Annotated in this window: 14 protein-coding genes and 1 riboswitch; of the genes, 7 read left to right on the forward strand and 7 right to left on the reverse strand. The window is 63.3% G+C overall.

What is annotated here, in order from left to right; translation table 11 throughout:
• Positions 1 to 94 precede the first annotated feature (94 nt).
• Complete coding sequence (locus C4Q27_RS26185; RefSeq protein WP_064491978.1) at positions 95 to 1,234, forward strand: glycerate kinase; 1,140 nt, start codon at positions 95 to 97, stop codon at positions 1,232 to 1,234.
• Positions 1,235 to 1,253: 19 nt separating this feature from the next.
• On the opposite strand, the gene C4Q27_RS26190 is transcribed toward C4Q27_RS26185, so the two are convergent.
• Entirely contained in the window at positions 1,254 to 2,153 is a 900-nt protein-coding gene (locus tag C4Q27_RS26190) for a LysR substrate-binding domain-containing protein (protein WP_104887609.1), read from the reverse strand.
• Positions 2,154 to 2,280: 127 nt separating this feature from the next.
• Here C4Q27_RS26190 and C4Q27_RS26195 point away from each other — a divergent pair, with 127 nt between their 5' ends.
• Positions 2,281 to 3,321, forward strand: coding sequence for an SMP-30/gluconolactonase/LRE family protein (locus C4Q27_RS26195; protein ID WP_064491980.1), 1,041 nt, complete (start codon positions 2,281 to 2,283; stop codon positions 3,319 to 3,321).
• Here the strand turns inward: C4Q27_RS26195 and C4Q27_RS26200 are convergent.
• The 4 genes from C4Q27_RS26200 to C4Q27_RS26215 all read right to left on the reverse strand — a co-directional run bounded on the left by C4Q27_RS26200 (position 3,311) and on the right by C4Q27_RS26215 (position 11,183).
• A complete protein-coding gene (locus tag C4Q27_RS26200; protein WP_081273223.1) occupies positions 3,311 to 4,291 on the reverse strand; it encodes a site-specific integrase in 981 nt (326 codons plus the stop codon). The two genes, C4Q27_RS26195 and C4Q27_RS26200, sit on opposite strands and share 11 nt — an antisense overlap.
• A 60-nt stretch (positions 4,292 to 4,351) precedes the next feature.
• Positions 4,352 to 6,667 carry a bifunctional diguanylate cyclase/phosphodiesterase gene (locus C4Q27_RS26205; RefSeq protein WP_104887610.1) on the reverse strand — a complete coding sequence of 772 codons (2,316 nt, stop codon included), beginning with the start codon at positions 6,665 to 6,667 and terminating at the stop codon, positions 4,352 to 4,354.
• A gap of 81 nt (positions 6,668 to 6,748) precedes the next feature.
• Positions 6,749 to 7,732 carry an SCO family protein gene (locus C4Q27_RS26210; RefSeq protein WP_104887611.1) on the reverse strand — a complete coding sequence of 328 codons (984 nt, stop codon included), beginning with the start codon at positions 7,730 to 7,732 and terminating at the stop codon, positions 6,749 to 6,751.
• Between the two features lie 55 nt (positions 7,733 to 7,787).
• Positions 7,788 to 11,183 carry an Ig-like domain-containing protein gene (locus C4Q27_RS26215; protein ID WP_104887612.1) on the reverse strand — a complete coding sequence of 1,132 codons (3,396 nt, stop codon included), beginning with the start codon at positions 11,181 to 11,183 and terminating at the stop codon, positions 7,788 to 7,790.
• A gap of 241 nt (positions 11,184 to 11,424) precedes the next feature.
• A riboswitch (TPP riboswitch) is annotated at positions 11,425 to 11,539 on the forward strand.
• Positions 11,540 to 11,617: 78 nt separating this feature from the next.
• On the opposite strand from C4Q27_RS26215, the gene C4Q27_RS26220 reads away from it, so the two are divergent.
• From C4Q27_RS26220 to codA, 5 genes are all read left to right on the forward strand, one after another.
• Positions 11,618 to 12,265 (forward strand): TenA family protein, encoded by a 648-nt coding sequence (locus tag C4Q27_RS26220; protein ID WP_104887613.1) that lies wholly within the window; start codon positions 11,618 to 11,620, stop codon positions 12,263 to 12,265.
• Positions 12,262 to 12,927, forward strand: coding sequence for a thiaminase II (tenA, locus tag C4Q27_RS26225; protein WP_104887614.1), 666 nt, complete (start codon positions 12,262 to 12,264; stop codon positions 12,925 to 12,927). The genes C4Q27_RS26220 and tenA overlap by 4 nt, the downstream gene beginning before the upstream one ends.
• A gap of 229 nt (positions 12,928 to 13,156) precedes the next feature.
• Entirely contained in the window at positions 13,157 to 14,422 is a 1,266-nt protein-coding gene (gene codB, locus C4Q27_RS26230; RefSeq protein WP_104887615.1) for a cytosine permease, read from the forward strand.
• Entirely contained in the window at positions 14,419 to 15,636 is a 1,218-nt protein-coding gene (locus C4Q27_RS26235; protein WP_104887616.1) for a PucR family transcriptional regulator, read from the forward strand. The genes codB and C4Q27_RS26235 overlap by 4 nt, the downstream gene beginning before the upstream one ends.
• A 4-nt stretch (positions 15,637 to 15,640) precedes the next feature.
• Complete coding sequence (gene codA, locus C4Q27_RS26240) at positions 15,641 to 16,882, forward strand: cytosine deaminase (protein WP_047602846.1); 1,242 nt, start codon at positions 15,641 to 15,643, stop codon at positions 16,880 to 16,882.
• A gap of 13 nt (positions 16,883 to 16,895) precedes the next feature.
• On the opposite strand, the gene C4Q27_RS26245 is transcribed toward codA, so the two are convergent.
• Positions 16,896 to 17,843, reverse strand: a complete 948-nt coding sequence (locus C4Q27_RS26245; RefSeq protein ID WP_014859560.1) for an ornithine cyclodeaminase family protein — start codon at positions 17,841 to 17,843, stop codon at positions 16,896 to 16,898.
• A complete protein-coding gene (locus tag C4Q27_RS26250; protein WP_104887617.1) occupies positions 17,840 to 18,829 on the reverse strand; it encodes a threonine/serine dehydratase in 990 nt (329 codons plus the stop codon). Before C4Q27_RS26250 ends, C4Q27_RS26245 begins: the two co-directional genes overlap by 4 nt.
• Between the last annotated feature and the right edge of the window lie 36 nt (positions 18,830 to 18,865).

An 18,865-nucleotide genomic window follows, 5' to 3' on the forward strand; every position in this document is an offset into this window, starting at 1 on the left:
GCCCAAACAACCCGGCCGGCGTTTTGTGCATTTGACCGAGGTCACCTTGGCTGCCACCTGTCAGCATGCCGCTCATCAGGACAGGAGAAACCCCATGAAGATCGTCATTGCCCCCGACTCGTTCAAGGACAGCCTCGACGCTGCCGGTGTCGCCCGCGCCATCGCTGCGGGCCTGAGCGAAGCGTGGCCGGAGGCTGAACTGGTCGAGTGCCCAATGGCCGACGGTGGCGAAGGCACCGTGGAGGTGATCCTGGCCGCCAGCCGCGGTGAATTGCGCCGCCAGACCGTGCGCGGGCCATTGGGGCAGCATGTCGAGGCTGGCTGGGGCTGGTTGCCGCAAAGTCGCACCGCAATCATCGAAATGGCCCAGGCCAGTGGCCTGCAACGGGTGCCAACCGGCCAGCGCGATGCTTGCCGCAGCAGCACCTGGGGTACCGGTGAACTGATTGCCGCAGCCCTCGACGCCGGCGCCCGGCGTGTGGTGCTGGCCATCGGCGGCAGCGCCACCAACGATGCCGGCAGTGGCATGTTGCGAGCACTTGGCCTGCGCCTGCTGGATGCTGACGGGCAAGCGCTGGAAGAGGGCGGCCTGGCCTTGGCCAAGCTGGCCCGTATCGACGCCAGCGGCCTCGACCCGCGCCTGGCCGGGGTGCAGTTTGAAGTCGCGGCGGATGTCGACAACCCCTTGTGTGGCGCCAACGGCGCATCGGCCATCTTCGGCCCGCAAAAAGGTGCCAACCCGCAGCAAGTGGAGGCGCTGGACCACGCGCTGAATCATTTTGCCGACCATTGTGCGCTGCTGTTGGGCGAGGATGTGCGCGATTACCCTGGTTGTGGCGCGGCCGGTGGCATGGGCTTCGCTGCCCGGGCATTCATGGACGCGCAGTTCCGCCCCGGGGTGGAAGTCGTGGCTGAGCTGGCTGGCCTTGACGCCCTGGCGCAGGGGGCAGATCTGGTGGTGACGGGCGAGGGGCGTTTCGATGCCCAGACACTGCGCGGCAAGACGCCGATGGGGGTGGCACGGGTTGCCAAGCGCCATGGCGTGCCGGTGGTGGTACTGGCCGGGACCTTGGGGGAGGGGTATCAGCAGTTGTATGCCCATGGGGTCGACGCTGCATTTGCCCTGGCCAGCGGACCGATGAGCCTGGAGCAGGCGTGTGCAAATGCTGCCGAGCTGTTGCAGGCCAGGGCCTGTGATATCGGTCGGCTGTGGCGCTGCGCGAAGCGAGGCTGAACACCCTGTAGAAATGGCCTTATTGCTGCGTCTCGAACATGGCAATGAAGTTGGCCAGCGCTGGCGAAGCATTCTGGGCGCTCCATTTCATGTACAGCCCAAGCCCTGGGGCGGGCTGGTCATCGATAGGGCGGATCGGGCAAAACCGCACGCGTTCGCGTGGGGTCGAGCGGACGAACGACTCCGGCACCAGGGCCACGCCAAAGCCGCAGGCCACCAGACCCAGCAGGGTGTGGATCTGCGCCGCCTCCTGCACGACCTTGGGGTAGAACCCGGCCGACTCGCACAGCGCAACCAACTGTGCGTGGTAACCCCCGCCCAGCGCTTGCGGGGTGAACACGAAGTCCTCATCGGCAAACTCGCGCAAGTCGACGGCCTCGTGCCGCGCCTTGGGATGGCTGGCGGGCAGCGCCATGACGATCTGCTCATCAAGCAGCAAGCGAGCCTCCAGGGTGCCGGCCGGCAGCGGTAGCCTGCGCATGAAGCCGATGTCCGCCTCACCGGCCAGCAAGGCCTTGGCCTGAGAGGCAGATGGCATCTCGCGGATGGTCAGCTGTACGTTTGGATAAGTCTCCCGAAAGCGGCGCAAGCGGTTGAGCAGCGAATCGTAATAAGCGATGGAAATGGCCGTGATGGTCAGTTTGCCGCTGACCCCCGCAGAAACGTTGCGCGCGTACTCGATCCCTTGTTCCAGTTCAGCAAGCGTGCGGTAGGCGGTATCGAGAAACGCTGCACCCGCTGCGGTCAGGCGCACCCCGCGCTTGTTGCGCAGAAGCAGGCCGAAACCGAGCTTTTCCTCGAGCCGGTTGATCGCCTGGCTCAGCGGTGGTTGCGCCATGTGCAGGCGCTGGGCGGCCTTGTGGAAGTGCAGCTCTTCGGCCACGGCGATGAACTGCCTGAGCAAGCGTGTTTCGATCATCCAGCATTCCTGCAGCGTGGCGACTCGGCGGTGATATCCATGGGATATCAAAGTTGCATGCTTTTAATATTAAGTCATTGATTTTTTTGTTGATATCGTAAGAAAGGAGAATTGAAGGTAGCCAGAAATGCCCGTTACTCACCTGGCCGGTGCGCTGTGCCATCCCACTGATTGCACCTTGCGCGCCAGCAATAGCCAGCACATCGCCACGCGCTTCAACGAACACAGCAGTGTCAGCCACCCTCGGGACCTTGGCCGTGTGCAGGTGGCCGAGCGCTGGAGCCGCATCAAGGAATGCAGTTACGTGCCGGTCAAAGTGGCCAACACGCGCGCGGACCTTGGTGAAAGCCTGGTCTGGGATGAACGCAGCGGCGTGCTGTACTTTGTCGATATCTCTGGCGGGCGCATCAACGGCCTGACACCCGATGGCGAAGTCGAGTGCCTTTACGAGTCTGCCGCGCGCATTGGCGCCCTGGCGCTGACCGACCGGGGCAACCTGATTTTCACCGAGGATGCCAGCGTGGCCCTCTTCGATGTGCCAACGCGCAAGGTGAGCCAGCATTCGGCATCGGTCCATCCGCGCTCGACTTACCGCTTCAACGATGGCGCCTGCGACCCACAGGGACGCTTCGTCACTGGCCTGATGGACGAGGCCCTCAGTGGCAATACCGGGGCGCTTTTTCGCTTTGACTGGCAATTGAGCGACCAGGTGATCCACGATGACATGGGCTTGCCCACCGGCCTTGCCTGGTCGCAGGACGGCCATACGGTGTACTTCGTCGATTCGGCGGCGCGTGCGATCTACCGCGCCGAGTACCTCATCGAAGGCCGGCTGGGCGCTGTCACGCTGTTTGCCGAAACCCCCGCCGAACTGGGGCGGCCGGATGGCCTGGCGCTGGACCGCGAAGGCGGGCTGTGGGTGTGCCAGTACCATGGCAGCTGCCTGCTGCGCTACGACCGCCACGGGTACCTGACCGACCAGGTGTTGATGCCAGTACCGTGCCCCACCAGTTGCTGCTTTGGCGGGCCCGGGATGAACACCTTGTACATCAGCACCGCGCGTTACGACATGACGCCAGAAGACCTGCACCATTATCCGGACGCTGGCGACCTGTATGCCATCCGCCCGGAAACGGGCGGCGTCGCCAGGCACAGCTTCAAGGAATAAGCGGTTGCACCTGACTGGCCGGTAGCACGGCCAGTTCGCCAAAACGCTGCGCCGAGTCGATGTAGCGCAGCGCCGACTTGGCGTCTTTCCAGCCCACATAGCTCATCAGCGACTTCAGCTCCCAACCATTGGCCGTGGCCCAGGTGGCGAAGCCCCGCCGTAGCGAGTGGCCGGTATACAGCGCCGCCGGCACCCCGGCACGTTCCAGCATGCGCCGCAGCAGGCCGACCAGGCTGTTGCTGTTGAGTGCGCTGTCACCAAGGTTGCCCCAGCGGTCGAGTTTGCGGAACACCGGCCCATGGGCAATACCGGCGACTTCAAGCCATTGCAGGTAGGCAGTGACAGGGCACAAGGCCTTGAGGGCAGGGGTGCGGTGCTGGACGCCCAAGGCTTCGCGGTCGCCCTTGCTGCGCGGCAGGAAAAGCGTGATGCCGACACCGGCTTGTGCCTGGATGTGTTCGATGCGCAGGCGTGCCAGCTCATCGCCGCGAAAACCACGCCAGAAACCCAGCAACAGCAAGGCGCTGTCACGGCGAGCCCGGCGCAGGGCTGCCAAATCATGATGCTCGCGGGCTTGTCGGGCTTCTTCTTCGAAACACGTCACAGCGGTTTGCAGGTGTTGCAGCAACAGCGGGGCGGCCTGTTTGGGTGGCGTCGGGTGCAGGGTGCGGATGCCGCGTAGCACCTGACGCACCAATGGCGCCTTGGTCGGATCGGGGAAGCCTTGGGCGACGTGCCATTGGCTGAGCGCGGCCAGGCGTTGGCGCAGGGTACTGACTGCATGCTGGTCGGCGTGATCGGCCAGGTAGCGGGCGATACTCTCGGCGGTGGCCGGGAGAAAGCCGCCCCAATGGCTCTCGAAGTGCTCGATGGCGGCCTGGTAGCTGCGCCGGGTGTTGTCACGGGTGGCGGCGCGAAGGTAGCGCTCGATATCGGTCATGGTGCGGGTGTCGGTGTGTGATCGGTACACGATAAACCGAAATGCGTTGCCTGTCCTTGCCCAACGCCCTCGGCAAGCCTGCCGTTGCGCTCAGTACACGCATGCCTTGTCCTCGATACCGTTGAAGGGCGGGTAAGCCCACAGCTGCGGCAGCGACAGTGGCCGGCTGAAGTGGTAGCCCTGGGCGATATCGCAGCCGGCAAGCTTCAGGTACACCACCTGTTCACGGGTTTCCACCCCCTCGGCCACCACTTCCAGGCCCAGGCGCTTGGCCAGGATGATGGTGGAGGACACGATTGGGCTGTCGTCATGGCTGTTGGACAGCGCCGCGATCAGCGAACGATCGATCTTCAGCTTGCTCAGGGGCAGTGAATGCAGGTGGGCAAAGCCGGCGTAGCCACGGCCAAAATCGTCCAGACTGATACCCAGACCTGCGCCGCGCAACGTATGCAAGTGCGTCACCGCCGTGCCTTCGGGGTCGAGGATGGTGGTTTCGGTAATTTCCAGCTCCAGCTGCTGGGGCGCGATGCCATGATGCTGCAACTTGCTCAGCAGCCGGTCAGCAAAGTCGGCTTGACGCAGTTGCAGGGCGGAGACATTGACGGCCAGCCGTGTCTTGCGCCCTTGGGCATCCCAGCTCGACAAGGCTTCACAGGCCAGCTGCAGTACTTCCCAACCCAGCTCGACTATAAAGCCACTGCGCTCGGCCAAGTCGATGAAGCGGTCCGGGTACAGCAGGCCGAACTCGGGGTGATCCCAACGCACCAGCGCCTCGTAGCCCTGCACCTGGTGGGTGTCGAGGCGCATCTGCGGCTGGTAGTGCAGCACGAACTGGCGCTCGGCCAAGGCACTGCCGAAGGCCTGTTCAAGGGTGAACGCCTGGATATCGGCCAGGTTCAGCGAGGGGTCGAAAAAGCGATACTGCGCGCGCCCTGCCTGCTTGGCCGAGTACATGGCCGCATCGGCACTGCGTATCAGGCTGTCGATGTCCTGGCCATCACGCGGACAGATGCTCACCCCTACACTGGGGCTGGTGTTGACCTCTTGGCCATCCAGGGCGTAGGTGGCCGACAGTTTCTGCACCAGTTCGTGGACCCAGGCGTTGATCTGCTCCTCGCTGCGCTCACCGGCCAGCAACACCACGAATTCGTCGCCGCCAAACCGCGAAGCTTCGTCGCCGGGCTCCAGCAGGCGCTGGATACGCCCGGCCACAGCCTGTAGCAGCAGGTCACCAATCTTGTGGCCGAGCGAGTCGTTGATCGACTTGAAGCGGTCCATGTCGATGAACAGGATCGCCATCAGTCTGCGCTTGCCACGTTGCCGAGTCAGCACCTGACTGGCCACTTCGACGAACTGGCGGCGGTTGTGCAGGCCACTGAGGTGGTCGGTGGCGGCGGCGTGGCTGCTGCGCCGGTGTTCGTCCTCCAGGCGCACGATCAGCTGCTGATTGACTTGCTGGGCATGTTCCAGCGCGTCGAACGCCTCCTGGCGTTTGCGCAGCAGGCGCAAGGTCCATAGCAGGCTGGCCAGGATCATCAGGGTCATGCTCAGGTTCAACCAGAACTGCCGGGAATAGGCCAGCGTCGAGGGTGCGAGGATTTCTGCCTGGCGCTGGCTGACCACCACGCTGAAGCCGTGCTCAGGTACACGGCGGTACACGCTTTGGTAGGCATCACCCGCTACGTACTGGGTCAGCATGCCCGCTTCGGTGTCTAGCGCCGGCAGCGGGGGCTGCAATAGGTCGCCGGCAGTCACCACGCCGCTGTTGTCGATGCGCAGCCGCTCCAGGCCGTCATCCTGCAGCAGACGCACCAGGCCACTGTTGCCCAGGTCGATAGGCTGGAACAGCACCGCCAGGTAGCCGACGTCCAGATGCACCACCAAAATGTTGTCGATTTCCCGGCCGGTCGAATTGGTCAACGGCAGCAGGAAGGGCAGGCGCCAAGTGGGCAGGGCAGCGGTTTGGCTGACAGGTTTAATGCTTGGCAGGAAAGGCTTGAAACCGTAGTGGTCAATGTGCCGCTGCAGTTGGCGCAACCAGTCTGCCGGCAACTCGGCGGCCTCATCGGTATGGCTGGCCGCTAGCAGCCGGCCTTGTCGGTCGTACAGGCTCAAGCGCTTGAACACTGGGTCTGCTGCCAGGCTGAGGTTGCCTTGGCGCCGCGCTTTCATGTCGTCCTGGGTCACACGACCCACCGCCTGGGCGCGGTCGACAAGCTGTCGCAGGTTTTCGCCCACGATGCTGGCCAGGTTCAGGTGCTCGATGGCCTTGGCCGACAGTGCATTCTGTCGGGCGGTGGCTTTCTGGGTGACGTGCAGCCCCCAGAGAAACGCCAGGGTCGCTGCACAGAGCATCAGGATCAGCAGTCGCAGAAGGCTGGTGGAGGAAAGCGAACGGCGAATCACTGCTGATAGTTCCCGACCCTGGGTGATGCTCGGAAAATACGACAATAAGATGACAGTCTGATGACTGGTGGCTAATAGCCTTTAGGGGATTTCCCTATTAGCCATGGGTGTTTGCAGGCGAGCCGTTTCCTCTTCGAGGTAGCTCATCAATGCGCTAACTTCGGCATCGCCCAAGCGCATGTTGGGCATGGCCAGGCGGTTGTATTGTTCGAACAGCAGCATGGCCAAGGGGTCTTTTTCGGCCAGCATCTGGTCGGGCACCTTCAGCCAGCGGACCAGCCAGTTGGCGTCACGCTGACGGGTCACGCCCAGCAGGTCGGGGCCGATGCCTGGCTGGCCTGGCTCGGTGTTGCCCACGGTATGGCAGGACGAGCAACGGGTACGGAATATCTGCTCGCCGCTGCTGGGTGAGCGGATTTGCGGAGCCTCAGCGTAGTCATTGCTCATGGCGCTGGCCTGCTTCCAGTTGTGCAGGCTGTTGCCCAGGCGGTCTGCGAGGATGTACGGGCTTTCGAAAGGCGAGGCTTTCATCCAGCGGCCGGTGGCCTGGTTGCCGATGATGAGGCTCAGGTTGTGGTCTTTGGAGCGGCCGTTTTCCAGGCCATCGATCCACAGCCCCAGGCTGCGGCGTAGTTGCTCGATGTCGTCGGGTTCGCCGGTCAGCAAGGTCCAGCCTGGGCCGATGCCGAACTTTTCGGCATAGCGCTTGAGGGTGGCGGGGGTGTCGTTATAAGGGTCGATGCTGATGGAGTAGAGGAAGATGTCTTTGCCGACCCGGTCACCGAGGATTTTCTGTACCTGGCGCAGGCGCGCGGTTTCCACTGGGCAGGAATCGGAGCAGCCGGTAAAGATGAAGTTGATGGCGACCACCTTGTCCTTGATCAGGTCGTCGAAGAAATGCACTTTTTCGCCATCCTGGGTGAGCAGGGGGATGTTGGGGAAATAGCTGGCCCCCCAGGGAGAGGCCGCTGCTTCGGCCACCGTTCGTTGGGGTTGCAGCGGCCAGAACGGCATGCTGGCGGCGAACAACGCGAGTACCAGCAGGAATCGCCATGAGCCAGGCATGATGCGGTCCTCGTGGGTTGGCTGATGGGGGCCGCATGGCGGCCCCGCTTTGCACTCACTTGTATGTGACTGGCGCTGTCACCGTCTGGCCCAGCGTCGATTTCACCGTGACCGTCGCTGGCGTGGCCGGGCCAAAGCCGGTGGTGGTCACCGCTACCCGCCAACGGGCCCCCGTAGTCGTGGCAGTCAGCGTCGCGTTCCCCAGGCTTACCGGACCACCGGTGGTTGCTGCAGTCACGCTGATGCTGTTGCCCGTGGCGACCGTGGTTGTCCCCTGCACATCCCAGGTGAACCGGTTGCCGCTACGCAGTTGCACTGTGGCACTGGTGACCTTGAGCTCGTCGGCCGCCACTGCTGGGGTGACGGCGATGCTGACCGTGGCCGGGGTCACCGACTCGGCCCCCTTGGTATCACGCGCCGTGTAATTGAAGCTGGCCGTGAACGGCGTGGCGACCGTAGCGGGTGGGGTGTACGTCACTGTGCTGCCGTCCGTGCTCACGGTACCCTGGCCGGAGTCCGGCTGGCTGAGGCCGGTGACCGTGAGCGGTACGTTGCCGTCCGGGTCGCTGTCGTTGGCCAGCACGTTCAGGGTGATCGGCTTGCCTGCAGTCGTTGCGGCACTGTCGTTGGCCACGACAGGTGGTTTGTTGGCCGGGTCGTCATCGTCGTCATCGGTTTTGGTGCGGAACGTTGGCAGGCCTACCGAGGCCATGTAACGCACGCCATCCCATCCTGGCAGCGGGGTGGGCATTACCTGGAACTGCCCCGGGTGTTCAAGGTCCCAGCGCAGCAGCATCGAAGAGTCCTCGTGCTGGGTGTTGTGGCAGTGCTCCATGTAGGTGCCTGCGAACTCGCGGAAGCGGATGGCCATTTCCACCTCTTCGGACGAATCAGGTTCCGACCCGATACGGTACACATCCTTGCGCGCCCATTTTTCCCATTCTGGCGGGGCCTTGCCGTCGCGGCTAAGAATCACGCCTTCCTCGAAGTGCACGTGTACCGGGTGGCTCCAGCCATTGCCGCCGTTGACGATTTTCCACACTTCCAGGGTGCCGTCGCCGCTGAAACCACCGTCGGTGGACTGGTTGGCCAGTTGCGGTGCGGCACTGATACGGCGTGGGTCCATGCTGTAGCCAAAGCCGCCGTCGGTCTTGATGGTCCACGGGGTGGTGTCCGTGCCGTCAGAGCGGCCAAAGATGAACTCGCGGTGGCGGGCATCCTTGAGTTTGGCCTGGTCGGCTGCGGCGTCGCGGTCAATGGGCAGGGGCAGCATTTTCAGGCCAGCAGCCTTGCCTGGCTTGGCCGGCTCATAGGCTACCGGGTCCATGCTCAGGTCCTGGCCGGTGTACGGTTGCACCCACAGTTGCAGAAACTTGCCGACAGCCGGGTCGCCGTTGTCCCACTGCGGGCCTTTGCTGGTCTGCTTGATTACTGCCTTGTATTTTTCCGACAGCACGTCGGCCAACGGGATAGCTTGCTTCGGACCTTTGCCGGAGTCGTGCTCCATCAGGTTGACGAAGTACAGCTTGTCGCCGGCCTTGATGCCGTTCTTGGCGAAGTTGATGATGATGTCGTAGCGCTCGGCAATGGCCTGCAACGGCAAGACGCCGTTGTTGTCCTGCAGGTTGCCGTCACCATTGAGGTCCATCGTGCCGTCGAATGGCACCGCGTGTTCCATGATGTTGCCGTCGTTGGCAATCATGTGGAACGGCACCCGCGCATACGACAGGTTGGAGCCGGACGGGCCTTTGAACTCACCACTGGTACCGGCAATCTCCCGCACCACGGCGAACTTGAAGTAGCGCGACACCGAGCCGTTGAGGAGACGGAAGCGGTAACTGCGCGCACGCACCTTGAGCCTGGGCTTGTACTGCCAGTTGACCAGAATCTGGTCAGCGAGGAAGCCGTCCGTGTTGAACGGGTTGAACCACAGCTGGCCATTGGCATCCCAGGCTTTGTCGGCAACCACCAGGTTGACGTCATAGTCACGGTTCCCCCAAGGCATGGCTGACCCGCTTGGGAAGCGCAGGTTGACACCGTCCTGCAGGGCCTCGTTGCCGCGGTCCAGGGCGCTGTAGTAGTTCATCATCACGGCGTTGCCCTTGTAGACGTTCTGCGCCGTGAAATCCATCATGTGGTCGTGGAACCAGTGGGTACTCATGGTTTCGCGCCAGTCGCCACGAATCTTGATGCTGCCGTTCTCGCAGGTTTTCAGGCCCGGTGAACCATCGTTGACGAACAAGGTTTCACCCGGCGAGCAGGGGAAAGCGGCACGCGGGTCCTGGGCACGGGTGTTGATGGTGTCGTAGCCGGCCAGTTGCACCGGCCACCGGTAGTCGTAGTACTGGCCGGGGAAGAAGTACGCGTTGGCAAAGCCGTCGCTTTCGGCCGGGGAGTGGCCGTTGTGCTCGTGGGTCGAAATGGTATGCAGGCCAAAGCCACCGTTGGCCGAGGGGTCAATTGGCAGGGCGTTGTAATGGCGCATCAGGATCGGCTGGCCGTAGCGCACCATCAGCAGCTTGGGCGGGAAAGTGCCGTCGAAGGTCCACAGCGATTTGTGGTTTTGCAGCGGCATGTTCGGATGGAAGCGTGTGTCGATGCCCTTGGTGGTGCCCAGCGTGGTCGGAATGTCGGAGGTCTGGTAGTACAGGCCGCCCGGGGCAAATTCGCCGACGGCATAGTTGTGCATTTGCTTGCGGTCGCGCAGACCGAGGTTGATGCGCGCACCGGCCTGGGCCGTCTTGAACGCTGCCTGCGGGTAAAACTCGTTCCAGCGCTGGTGTGACCAGCCTTTTCCTGGCGGCCGGCCTTCAGCGGGCGAGCCGACCGGCTGGCGGTTGAGGAACATCTCGATCTGCGCCTTCCATGGGTTGCGGTCCAGCACGTTGGCGTACTGGGTCGGAAACGGGTACAGGCCGGGTTGCTTGAGGAACGCTTCCAGTGCGTTGCCACTGGGGCCGCTGCGTGCCACCACGTTGGGGTCTTGGGCGGGGGCCGCGCCGAGGGTCGGTACCGGGAAGGTCAGATCGGGCACCGGCGTGGTCGGGTCGAGCTTCTCTGGTCCGAATTCTTCGAACAGCAACAGTTGCTGGGTGAAAGGTTGCGCACCGAACAACGGGCTGGGTTTGCCGTTGGTAGGGTACTTGTCCGACGTTTGCAGGGCAGGCGGCAGTACGTTGTCGGTGCGTACCGTGTTGCGGTCGCCATACGCGCCATCGGTCAGCTCCAGCGAGCCTTCGTTGGCCTCTGGCATGGTGTTCAGCTCAAGCAAGGCAGCGGTCGGGTCGTCCGGCTGGTCGGTGTAGGCCGACGGGTCGGTCGGCGGTGGCATGCTGTTGTCGTCGAGGGGGGCTGCCATGGCCGTGATCAACCCGAGGCTGATCATCAGCGCAGTGACGGAGGAGAGATGGAACGCGCGTCTGGACGCGTGACTCGCAGCAGGTGTTTTCATTGGCTTAAGCCTCTTTTGCGGCCTTAGGGCCTTAAGCCATCAATGGCGTTTTGCCCGTTAAATGGCCATCAGCAACAGCTATGCCAACAGATTTTTCAGTAATGCCTTGACATACAAAACCTTGCAGCGTCTGGCGTGCACTAAAAGATGGCGCGTCAAGAATGGGGACAGATACCCATTAGCGGGTCACCATTGCCCACAGTTTGGGGAGTGACAGGCGCGGCGCCCTCGGGTATACCTGAGCGTCACCAAGGGGAGCCCGGCAATGGGCTGAGAAACCGCTGAACGCTACAGCGCGGTGACCCTTCGAACCTGATCCGGATCATGCCGGCGAAGGGATGGGGCTTGTAACCTGCCTTTTTGCCGGCCTCACTGCGAGGCCAGTCCATGTCAATTGCCAAGGTCTCGCTGTCACCCTCATCAAGGACAGCAACATGACCGAACGTTTCAGCCAGTCCCTGCGCCGCCAGAGCGAGCCGACCTGGTCGGCGGCCGTTGGCCACCGTTTCGTGACCCGATTGTGCGACGGCAGCCTGCCTGACCCGATCATGGTCGATTACCTGGTCCAGGATCACCGTTTCCTCGACAGCTTCCTGACCCTGCTGGGCGCGGCCATCGCCACCGCTGACACGTTTGAAGCCCGCCTGCGCTTCGGCCGCTTTGCCGGGATGATCTGCAGTGACGAGAACACCTACTTCCTGCGTGCCTTCGAGGCCTTGGGTGTCAGCCCGGCGCAACGCAGTGAACCGGCCGATACCGCGCCTACCGCAGGTTTCAAGGCGATCATGCGCGAAGCGGCAGCCACCCGTTCCTATGCAGCGGCACTGGCGGTGCTGAACGTTGCCGAAGGCCTGTACCTGGACTGGGCGCTCAAGGCGCCGAAACCGATGCCGGACAACTTCGTCCATGCCGAGTGGATTACCCTGCATGACAACCCGGCATTCCAGGCATTCGTCGCTTTCCTGCAAGCCGAACTGGACCGCGTCGGCCCGCAGGAGGCCGCATTGGCAAGTGACTTCTACCAGCGCACCGTGGCGCTGGAGCTGGCTTTCTTCGATGCAGTGTACCCGGAGGGCAAATGAGCATGGATATCTTCGAGCGCCTCAAGACAGCTGCCTCGCCACAATGGAACCGCTACGTAGACCATGACTTCGTGCGTCAGATGGGCGAGGGCACGCTGAGCGAGGAAGCGTTCCGGACCTACCTTGTGCAGGATTACCTGTTCCTGATCCAGTTCGCCCGCGCCTGGGCGCTGGCCGCCTACAAAAGCCGCCGCCCGGCCGACATTCGTGCAGCGCAGGCCGGGCTGTCGGCGATCCTGGATGAAACCGAGCTGCACGTGCGCCTGTGCGCGCGCTGGGGCTTGACCCAGGCAGACATCGAGGCCGCGCCAGAGCATCAGGCCACGGTGGCATACACCCGTTATGTGCTGGACTGCGGCGCAGCGGGCGACCTGCTGGAGCTGCATGTGGCACTGGCACCTTGCGTGATCGGCTATGCCGAAATCGGCCGGACCCTGGCCGAGCGCATTGGCGACTTGAGCAATCACCCCTACCGCGAGTGGATTGGCGAGTATGCCGGGGAGGGCTACCAAGGGGTGGCCGCAGCAGCGCGCAAGCACCTGGATGAACTGGCGGCGCGCAGCATGACCGAGCAGCGGTTCGCCGAACTGGCAGGGATTTTTGGCCAGGCCTCCAGCCTGGAGGCTGATTTCTGGCAAATGGGGTTGGACGGGACCGTGTAAACCGCCGTGGGCTGGGTGATTACTACCCAGCCCAGGCCCGCTTTGGTGCATGGGCGCCTCAAAATAAGTCGTCGCGCACACTCCAGATCGTCAGATCGTAGCTTTAATGTGCACAGTGCATATGGATTTCTGGGCGAACAGCCCGATTTCTTCCGGGTGGCGGCGCAGGGAAAAGCGGCCCGCATATTGCTCTTTCTGCTCCCAACTACACACCCGGAGCCCCCGTGCAATGAGCTCACCCAGCGAATTTCCCCTCAGCGCAGCCCCCCAGTCCGCCCGCAAGGGCCTGCTGCCGATCGCGATGGTCTTGTTCAGCTTCACCTTCTTTACCGGCACGATGTTCGCCGGCGGCAAGCTGGGCATGGCATTCAGTTTTGTCGACATGCTGTGGGTGGCTACCCTCGGCAACAGTTTGCTTGCCTTGTATGCCGCAGTGTTGGCCTTCATTGCCTCGCGCAGCGGGCTGAATACCGTGTTGATGGGACGCTTCTGTTTCGGTGAAGCGGGGAGCCGGCTCTCGGACTTTCTGCTGGGTTTTGCCGAACTGGGCTGGTATGCCTGGGGTACGGCCACGGTGGCCATCGTGCTGGTCAAGCTGCTGGGGCTGGCGGATGGCTTCGGCATGCCGTTGATGGTGCTGTTCGGGCTGGGTTTCAGCATTACGGCCATCATCGGGTTCAAGGGGCTGGACCTGTTGTCGCGGGTGTCGGTGCCATTGATGTTCGTGCTGCTGTTGGTGTCCATGTACATCGCCACCCGCGATGCCGGTGGCTTTGCCGGCCTGGCTGCAGTCGTCCCGCATGAAACCATGACCTTTTCGGCGGCAGTGACCATGGTCTTCGGCACCTTCGCCAGTGGCGCCACCCAAGCCACCAACTGGACACGGCTGGCACGCAGTGGCCGGGTAGCGGTGATCGCCAGCGTGGTGGCATTCCTCCTTGGCAACGGTCTGATGGTGGTGGCCGGGGCGTGGTGCGCGATGGTTTATCAGCAGGCCGATATCGTCGACGTGATGATGCTGCAGGGCCTGTCGTTCGCGGCCGTGGTGATGCTGTGCCTGAACCTGTGGACCATTCAGGGTCCGACCATCTACAACGTGTCGGCCGCCGCCTGCCACTTGTTGCGCAGCGAGCGCCGGCGCACGGCAACGCTGGTGGCGGCCGGGGTTGGCATTGTGCTGGCGATGGGTGGCATGTACGAAATGCTGATCCCGTTCCTGGTGCTGCTGGGGTCGATCATTCCGCCGGTGGGTGGGGTGATCATGGCTGACTTCTGGTACCGCCACCGCGGCAAATACCCGGCACTGGGTACGGCAAACCTGCCACGCTACAACCTCACCGGGCTGTTTGCCTATGCCGTGGGCGCTGTACTGGCCTATGCCTCACCGTGGGTCGCGCCGCTGGTGGGCATCGCCGCCTCGGCAGTGTGCTACATCGTCATTCTAGAGCTGGGCGCACGCCGCCGCGCGCCCGGCCAGGCGGGCGTCGAACCGTGAGCCTGGCGCTGGAAGAGCTCCTGCATTTGCCCGGTCTGCACGAAATGCAGGTGCGGGCCGGAGCGCGCAACCTGCAGCGGCGGGTACGCTGGCCTTACGTGGCGGAGAACGAGGGTATCGCCGAATGGGTGATGGGCGGTGAACTGGTATTCGTCACCGGCATCAACCACCCGCGCGGCGAAGCCAACCTGCTGAGCCTGGTGGAGGATGGCGACGCCGTGGGCATTGCCGGCATGGTGATTCTCACCGGCGGCAGTTTCATCCAGAGCATCCCGGCGCCCGTTGTCGCGCGCGCCGAGCAACTGGGCTTGCCATTGATCGAACAGCCCTACGCGCTGAAGATGGTGGTGGTCACCCACCTGATCGGCACTGCACTGGTGCAGATGAGCCAGGTACGCCGCTCGCGCAACGACATCCTTGGCCAACTGCTCACAGGCGACTACCCGAGCCTGGCGATTGCCCGGCAGCGGGCAGCACACCTGCAACTGGCCCTGGATAAACCGCGGCGCCTGCTGGCTTTGCGCCTGACGGGCGTGGACGCCTTGTTCGAGCGCCACGGCCTGGCGCACGGCGAGCGTACCTGGCAAGGCACCCGCCAGGCCCTGGAAGACCAGCTCGAAGCCTGGTGCCGCCAGCAGCCAGGCAGTGTGACGGCGCAGTTGCCGGGCGACCTGTTCGTGGTGCTGCTGGCCGATACACACGACTTACCCGAGACCTTGGGCGCGCTGTACCGGCAGCTGCAAGCCGCGACAGGTGAACTGGGCCTCTACATGGGCCTGTCGAGCCTCGCTGACGATTGCGCGCACTATCGCCAGGCCCTCAACGAGGCACGCCAGGCGCTGGATGTGGCGCAGCATCTGCGCCCGGCCAACGGCTATTGCAACTTCAGCGAGCTCGGCGTATTGCGCCTGCTGCAAGGTATTGTCGACCGCTCGCTGGTCGACGATTTCGTCAGCCGCACCCTCGGCCCGCTGATCGCCCCTGGGGGCAAACACGTCCATGCTTTGGTGCATACCCTCGACGCCTTGCTCATGGAAAATGGCAACGGGCTCAAGGCCGCACAGCGTCTGGGGCTGCACCGCAACACGATCAATCAGCGCATCCAGCGCATCGAACAACTGAGCGGGCAGTCGCTCGACGACCCGCTTTTTCGCATGAATGCTTCGGTCGCCATGCTGGTATGGCGCATGAGCGAAGCCCACGGCAAGGAGTAACAGCATGAACATCATCAACGCACGCCTGCGCGGCAAGCCTGGCCTGTTCCGCGTCGAACTGAACGGCGAGCGCATTGCCGCCATCGTGCCCCAGACCGACGTCGTGGCGCCCGCTACGGCCAATGACCTGGACGCCGGGCAAAACCTGGTGGTCGCGCCCTTTGTCGAGCCGCACATTCACCTAGATGCCACGCTGACCGCAGGTGAGCCGAAGTGGAACATGAGCGGCACGTTGTTCGAAGGCATTGAGCGGTGGTCGGAGCGCAAGGAAATCACCACCCACGACGACATCAAGACCCGTGCGAAAAAAACCATCGGCATGCTGGTGGACCACGGTATCCAGCATGTGCGCACCCATGTCGATGTGACCGACCCGAAACTCACCGCGCTCAAGGCCATGGTCGAGGTACGTGACGAAGTGCGTGAGCTGATCGACCTGCAGATTGTCGCCTTCCCGCAGGAGGGCATCGAGTCGTACGCCAACGGCCGGGCGCTGATGACTGAAGCCGTGGCGATTGGCGCCGACGTCGTCGGCGGCATTCCGCATTTCGAAAATACCCGCGACCAGGGGGTATCGTCGGTGAAGTTCCTGATGGACCTGGCCGAGCGTACCGGCTGCCTGGTGGACGTGCACTGCGACGAGACCGACGACCCGCAATCACGCTTCCTCGAAGTGTTGGCCGAAGAAGCGCGGGTACGCGGCATGGGGGCCCGGGTCACGGCCAGCCACACCGTGGCCATGGGCTCGTATGACAATGCGTATTGCTACAAGCTGTTCCGCCTGCTCAAGCTGTCGGGCATCAACTTCGTGTCGTGCCCGACCGAGAGCATTCACCTGCAAGGGCGCTTCGACAACTACCCGAAGCGTCGTGGCGTGACCCGCGTGGCCGAGATCGACCGCGCCGGCATGAACGTGTGCTTCGGCCAGGACTCCATCGTCGACCCGTGGTACCCACTGGGCAATGGCAATATCCTGCGCATTCTCGAAGCCGGCCTGCACATCTGTCACATGCTCGGCTATGAAGACCTGCAGCGCTGCCTGGACCTGATTACCGACAACAGCGCCCGCACCCTGAACCTGGGCGAGCGCTATGGCATCGAGGTGGGTCGGCCGGCGAACCTGTTGCTGCTGTCGGCGCCAGATGATTACGAGATGGTGCGCAGCCAGGGGCACGCGTTGGTATCGGTACGCAATGGCAAGGTGCTGATGCAGCGCACGCCAGCGCAGGTGCAACGTTTGCGCTGACGCTGTTGTCGCCTCAGGCGCACAGGGCTGCCAGGGCGTAGCTTGCGACTTGTGCATCCTGCACTGCCACACCGGTCAGGTCCGCCAAGGTAATCTGGCTGTCGTGCTCACGCCCCTTGGCACGGCCAGCCAGCAGCGTACCCAGCTCGATCAGCTGGTGAGCGTCGATCTGGCCACTGCCGAGGGCATGGGCCACTTCGCCGTACTGGCTGCACTGCGCGATGGCGTCGACGATGATGCGGTCCGCCCTTGCCACCAGTGCCGGGTCCAGTTCCTGCTTGCCGGGCGCATCGGCACCGACGGCGGTGATATGCGTGCCCGGCTGGACCCAATCGCTGTGCAACAGCGCCTGGCGAGAAGGCGTGGTGCAGACGATCAGGTTTGCCGCGCCCGCAACCTCGGCAGCATCCTGCGTGCTGTGCACTGCGAAGCCCAGCTCGCGGGCAAATGCCGTATAGGCCGCAAGCCCGCGTTCATGCCGACCCCAGACAATCACCTGGCGACAATCGGTAACAGCGCGAAGCTGCTCAAGCTGCATCTGCGCCTGCATGCCGGTGCCGAGGATGCCAATGGCCTTGACCTGGGCCGGCGCCAGCAGCCGGGCGGCGATACGCCCGGCCAATGCGGTGCGCATGGCAGTCAGCCAGCCTTGGTCCTGCAGCAGTGCCAGCGGCTGACCGGTGTGTGCAGACAACACAAGCATCAAGCCATCATTGCTCGGCAGGCCCTTGGACGGGTTGTCGTAGAAGCCTGTCGAAAGCTTGACGGTGAAGGTCGGGCTGCCTTCGATGTAGGCCGACTTCACGCAACAGTCACCGTTCGCGCCCTTGAATGCGAAGCCCTGCACGGGCGGCACCTGCACCTTGCCTTCGGAGTAGGCGATGAAGCCTTCCTCCAGTTGGCTGACCGCGAGCTCGGGGTTGAAGCGAGCAATGATCTGCGCCTTGCTGAAGACCCTCATTGAACGGCCTCGAGGAACTTTTCCAGCAGGATGTTACGGCCACACAGGATCACCGCGACACGCTTGCCCTGATAGCGTTCGGCGAGCTTCTGCATGCCGGCGACCGCAACCGCTGCAGCGCCTTCGATGATCCAGCGCTCACTGCTGGCGATGTCGCGCATGGCGCAGCGGATTTCGTCCTCGCTGACCAGCACGGTATCGGTGAGCAGCGCCTGGCAAAGCGGGAAGGTGATGGAGCCTGGCTCGACGCCGCCAGCCGTGCCATCCGACAGCGTTTCGCAGGCATCCAATTCGATGATTTCACCGGCCTTGAGTGATTGTTGCAGGGTTGGGTCATTTGCCGGCCAGCAGCCGATGATCTCAGTGCCCGGCTTGAGTACGCGCAGGGCGGCGCCGATACCGGAAATCATCCCGCCACCGCCCACGGCGACGAACACCGCGTCCAGGTCTGGCGCCTGCTCGAACAACTCCATGCCTATGGTGCCCTGGCCGGCAATGACTTGCAGGTCGTTGTAAGGTGACACGAAAGGTACGCCCTGGGCCTTGGCTTGCCTGGCTGCTTCCAGCTCTGCACTCAGCGGGTCGGTGGGCAGGCAGACCACTTCGGCGCCCAGCGCGCGCATTGCCTCTGTTTTGTATGCCGATGCGCCCGTGGTGGTGTAGACCTTCACTGGCACGCCAGCCATCTTGCCGGCCAAGGCTAGTGCCTGCCCATGGTTACCGGAAGAGGCAGCTATCACCCCCTGCTTGCGCGCCTCGGCCGGCAGCAGGCGCATCTTGTTGCTGGCACCGCGAAACTTGAATGAACCGGTGTGCTGCAGGTGTTCGCACTTGAGCAGCACTTCACAGCCGGTCAGTGCCGACAAACGAGCGCTGTGCAAGAGCGGGGTAATGCTGACGGCCGGGCGGAGCGCCGCATGGGCGTCCTGAATGTTTTGGTGCAATGTATCAAGGAACTGGGCATCAACGGACGGGGTGGCTGGCATGACGGGTCCTTGCAGGCGTATGGATAATTTGTCCAC

Source organism: Pseudomonas sp. SWI36 (assembly GCF_002948105.1).
Lineage (GTDB): Bacteria > Pseudomonadota > Gammaproteobacteria > Pseudomonadales > Pseudomonadaceae > Aquipseudomonas > Aquipseudomonas alloputida.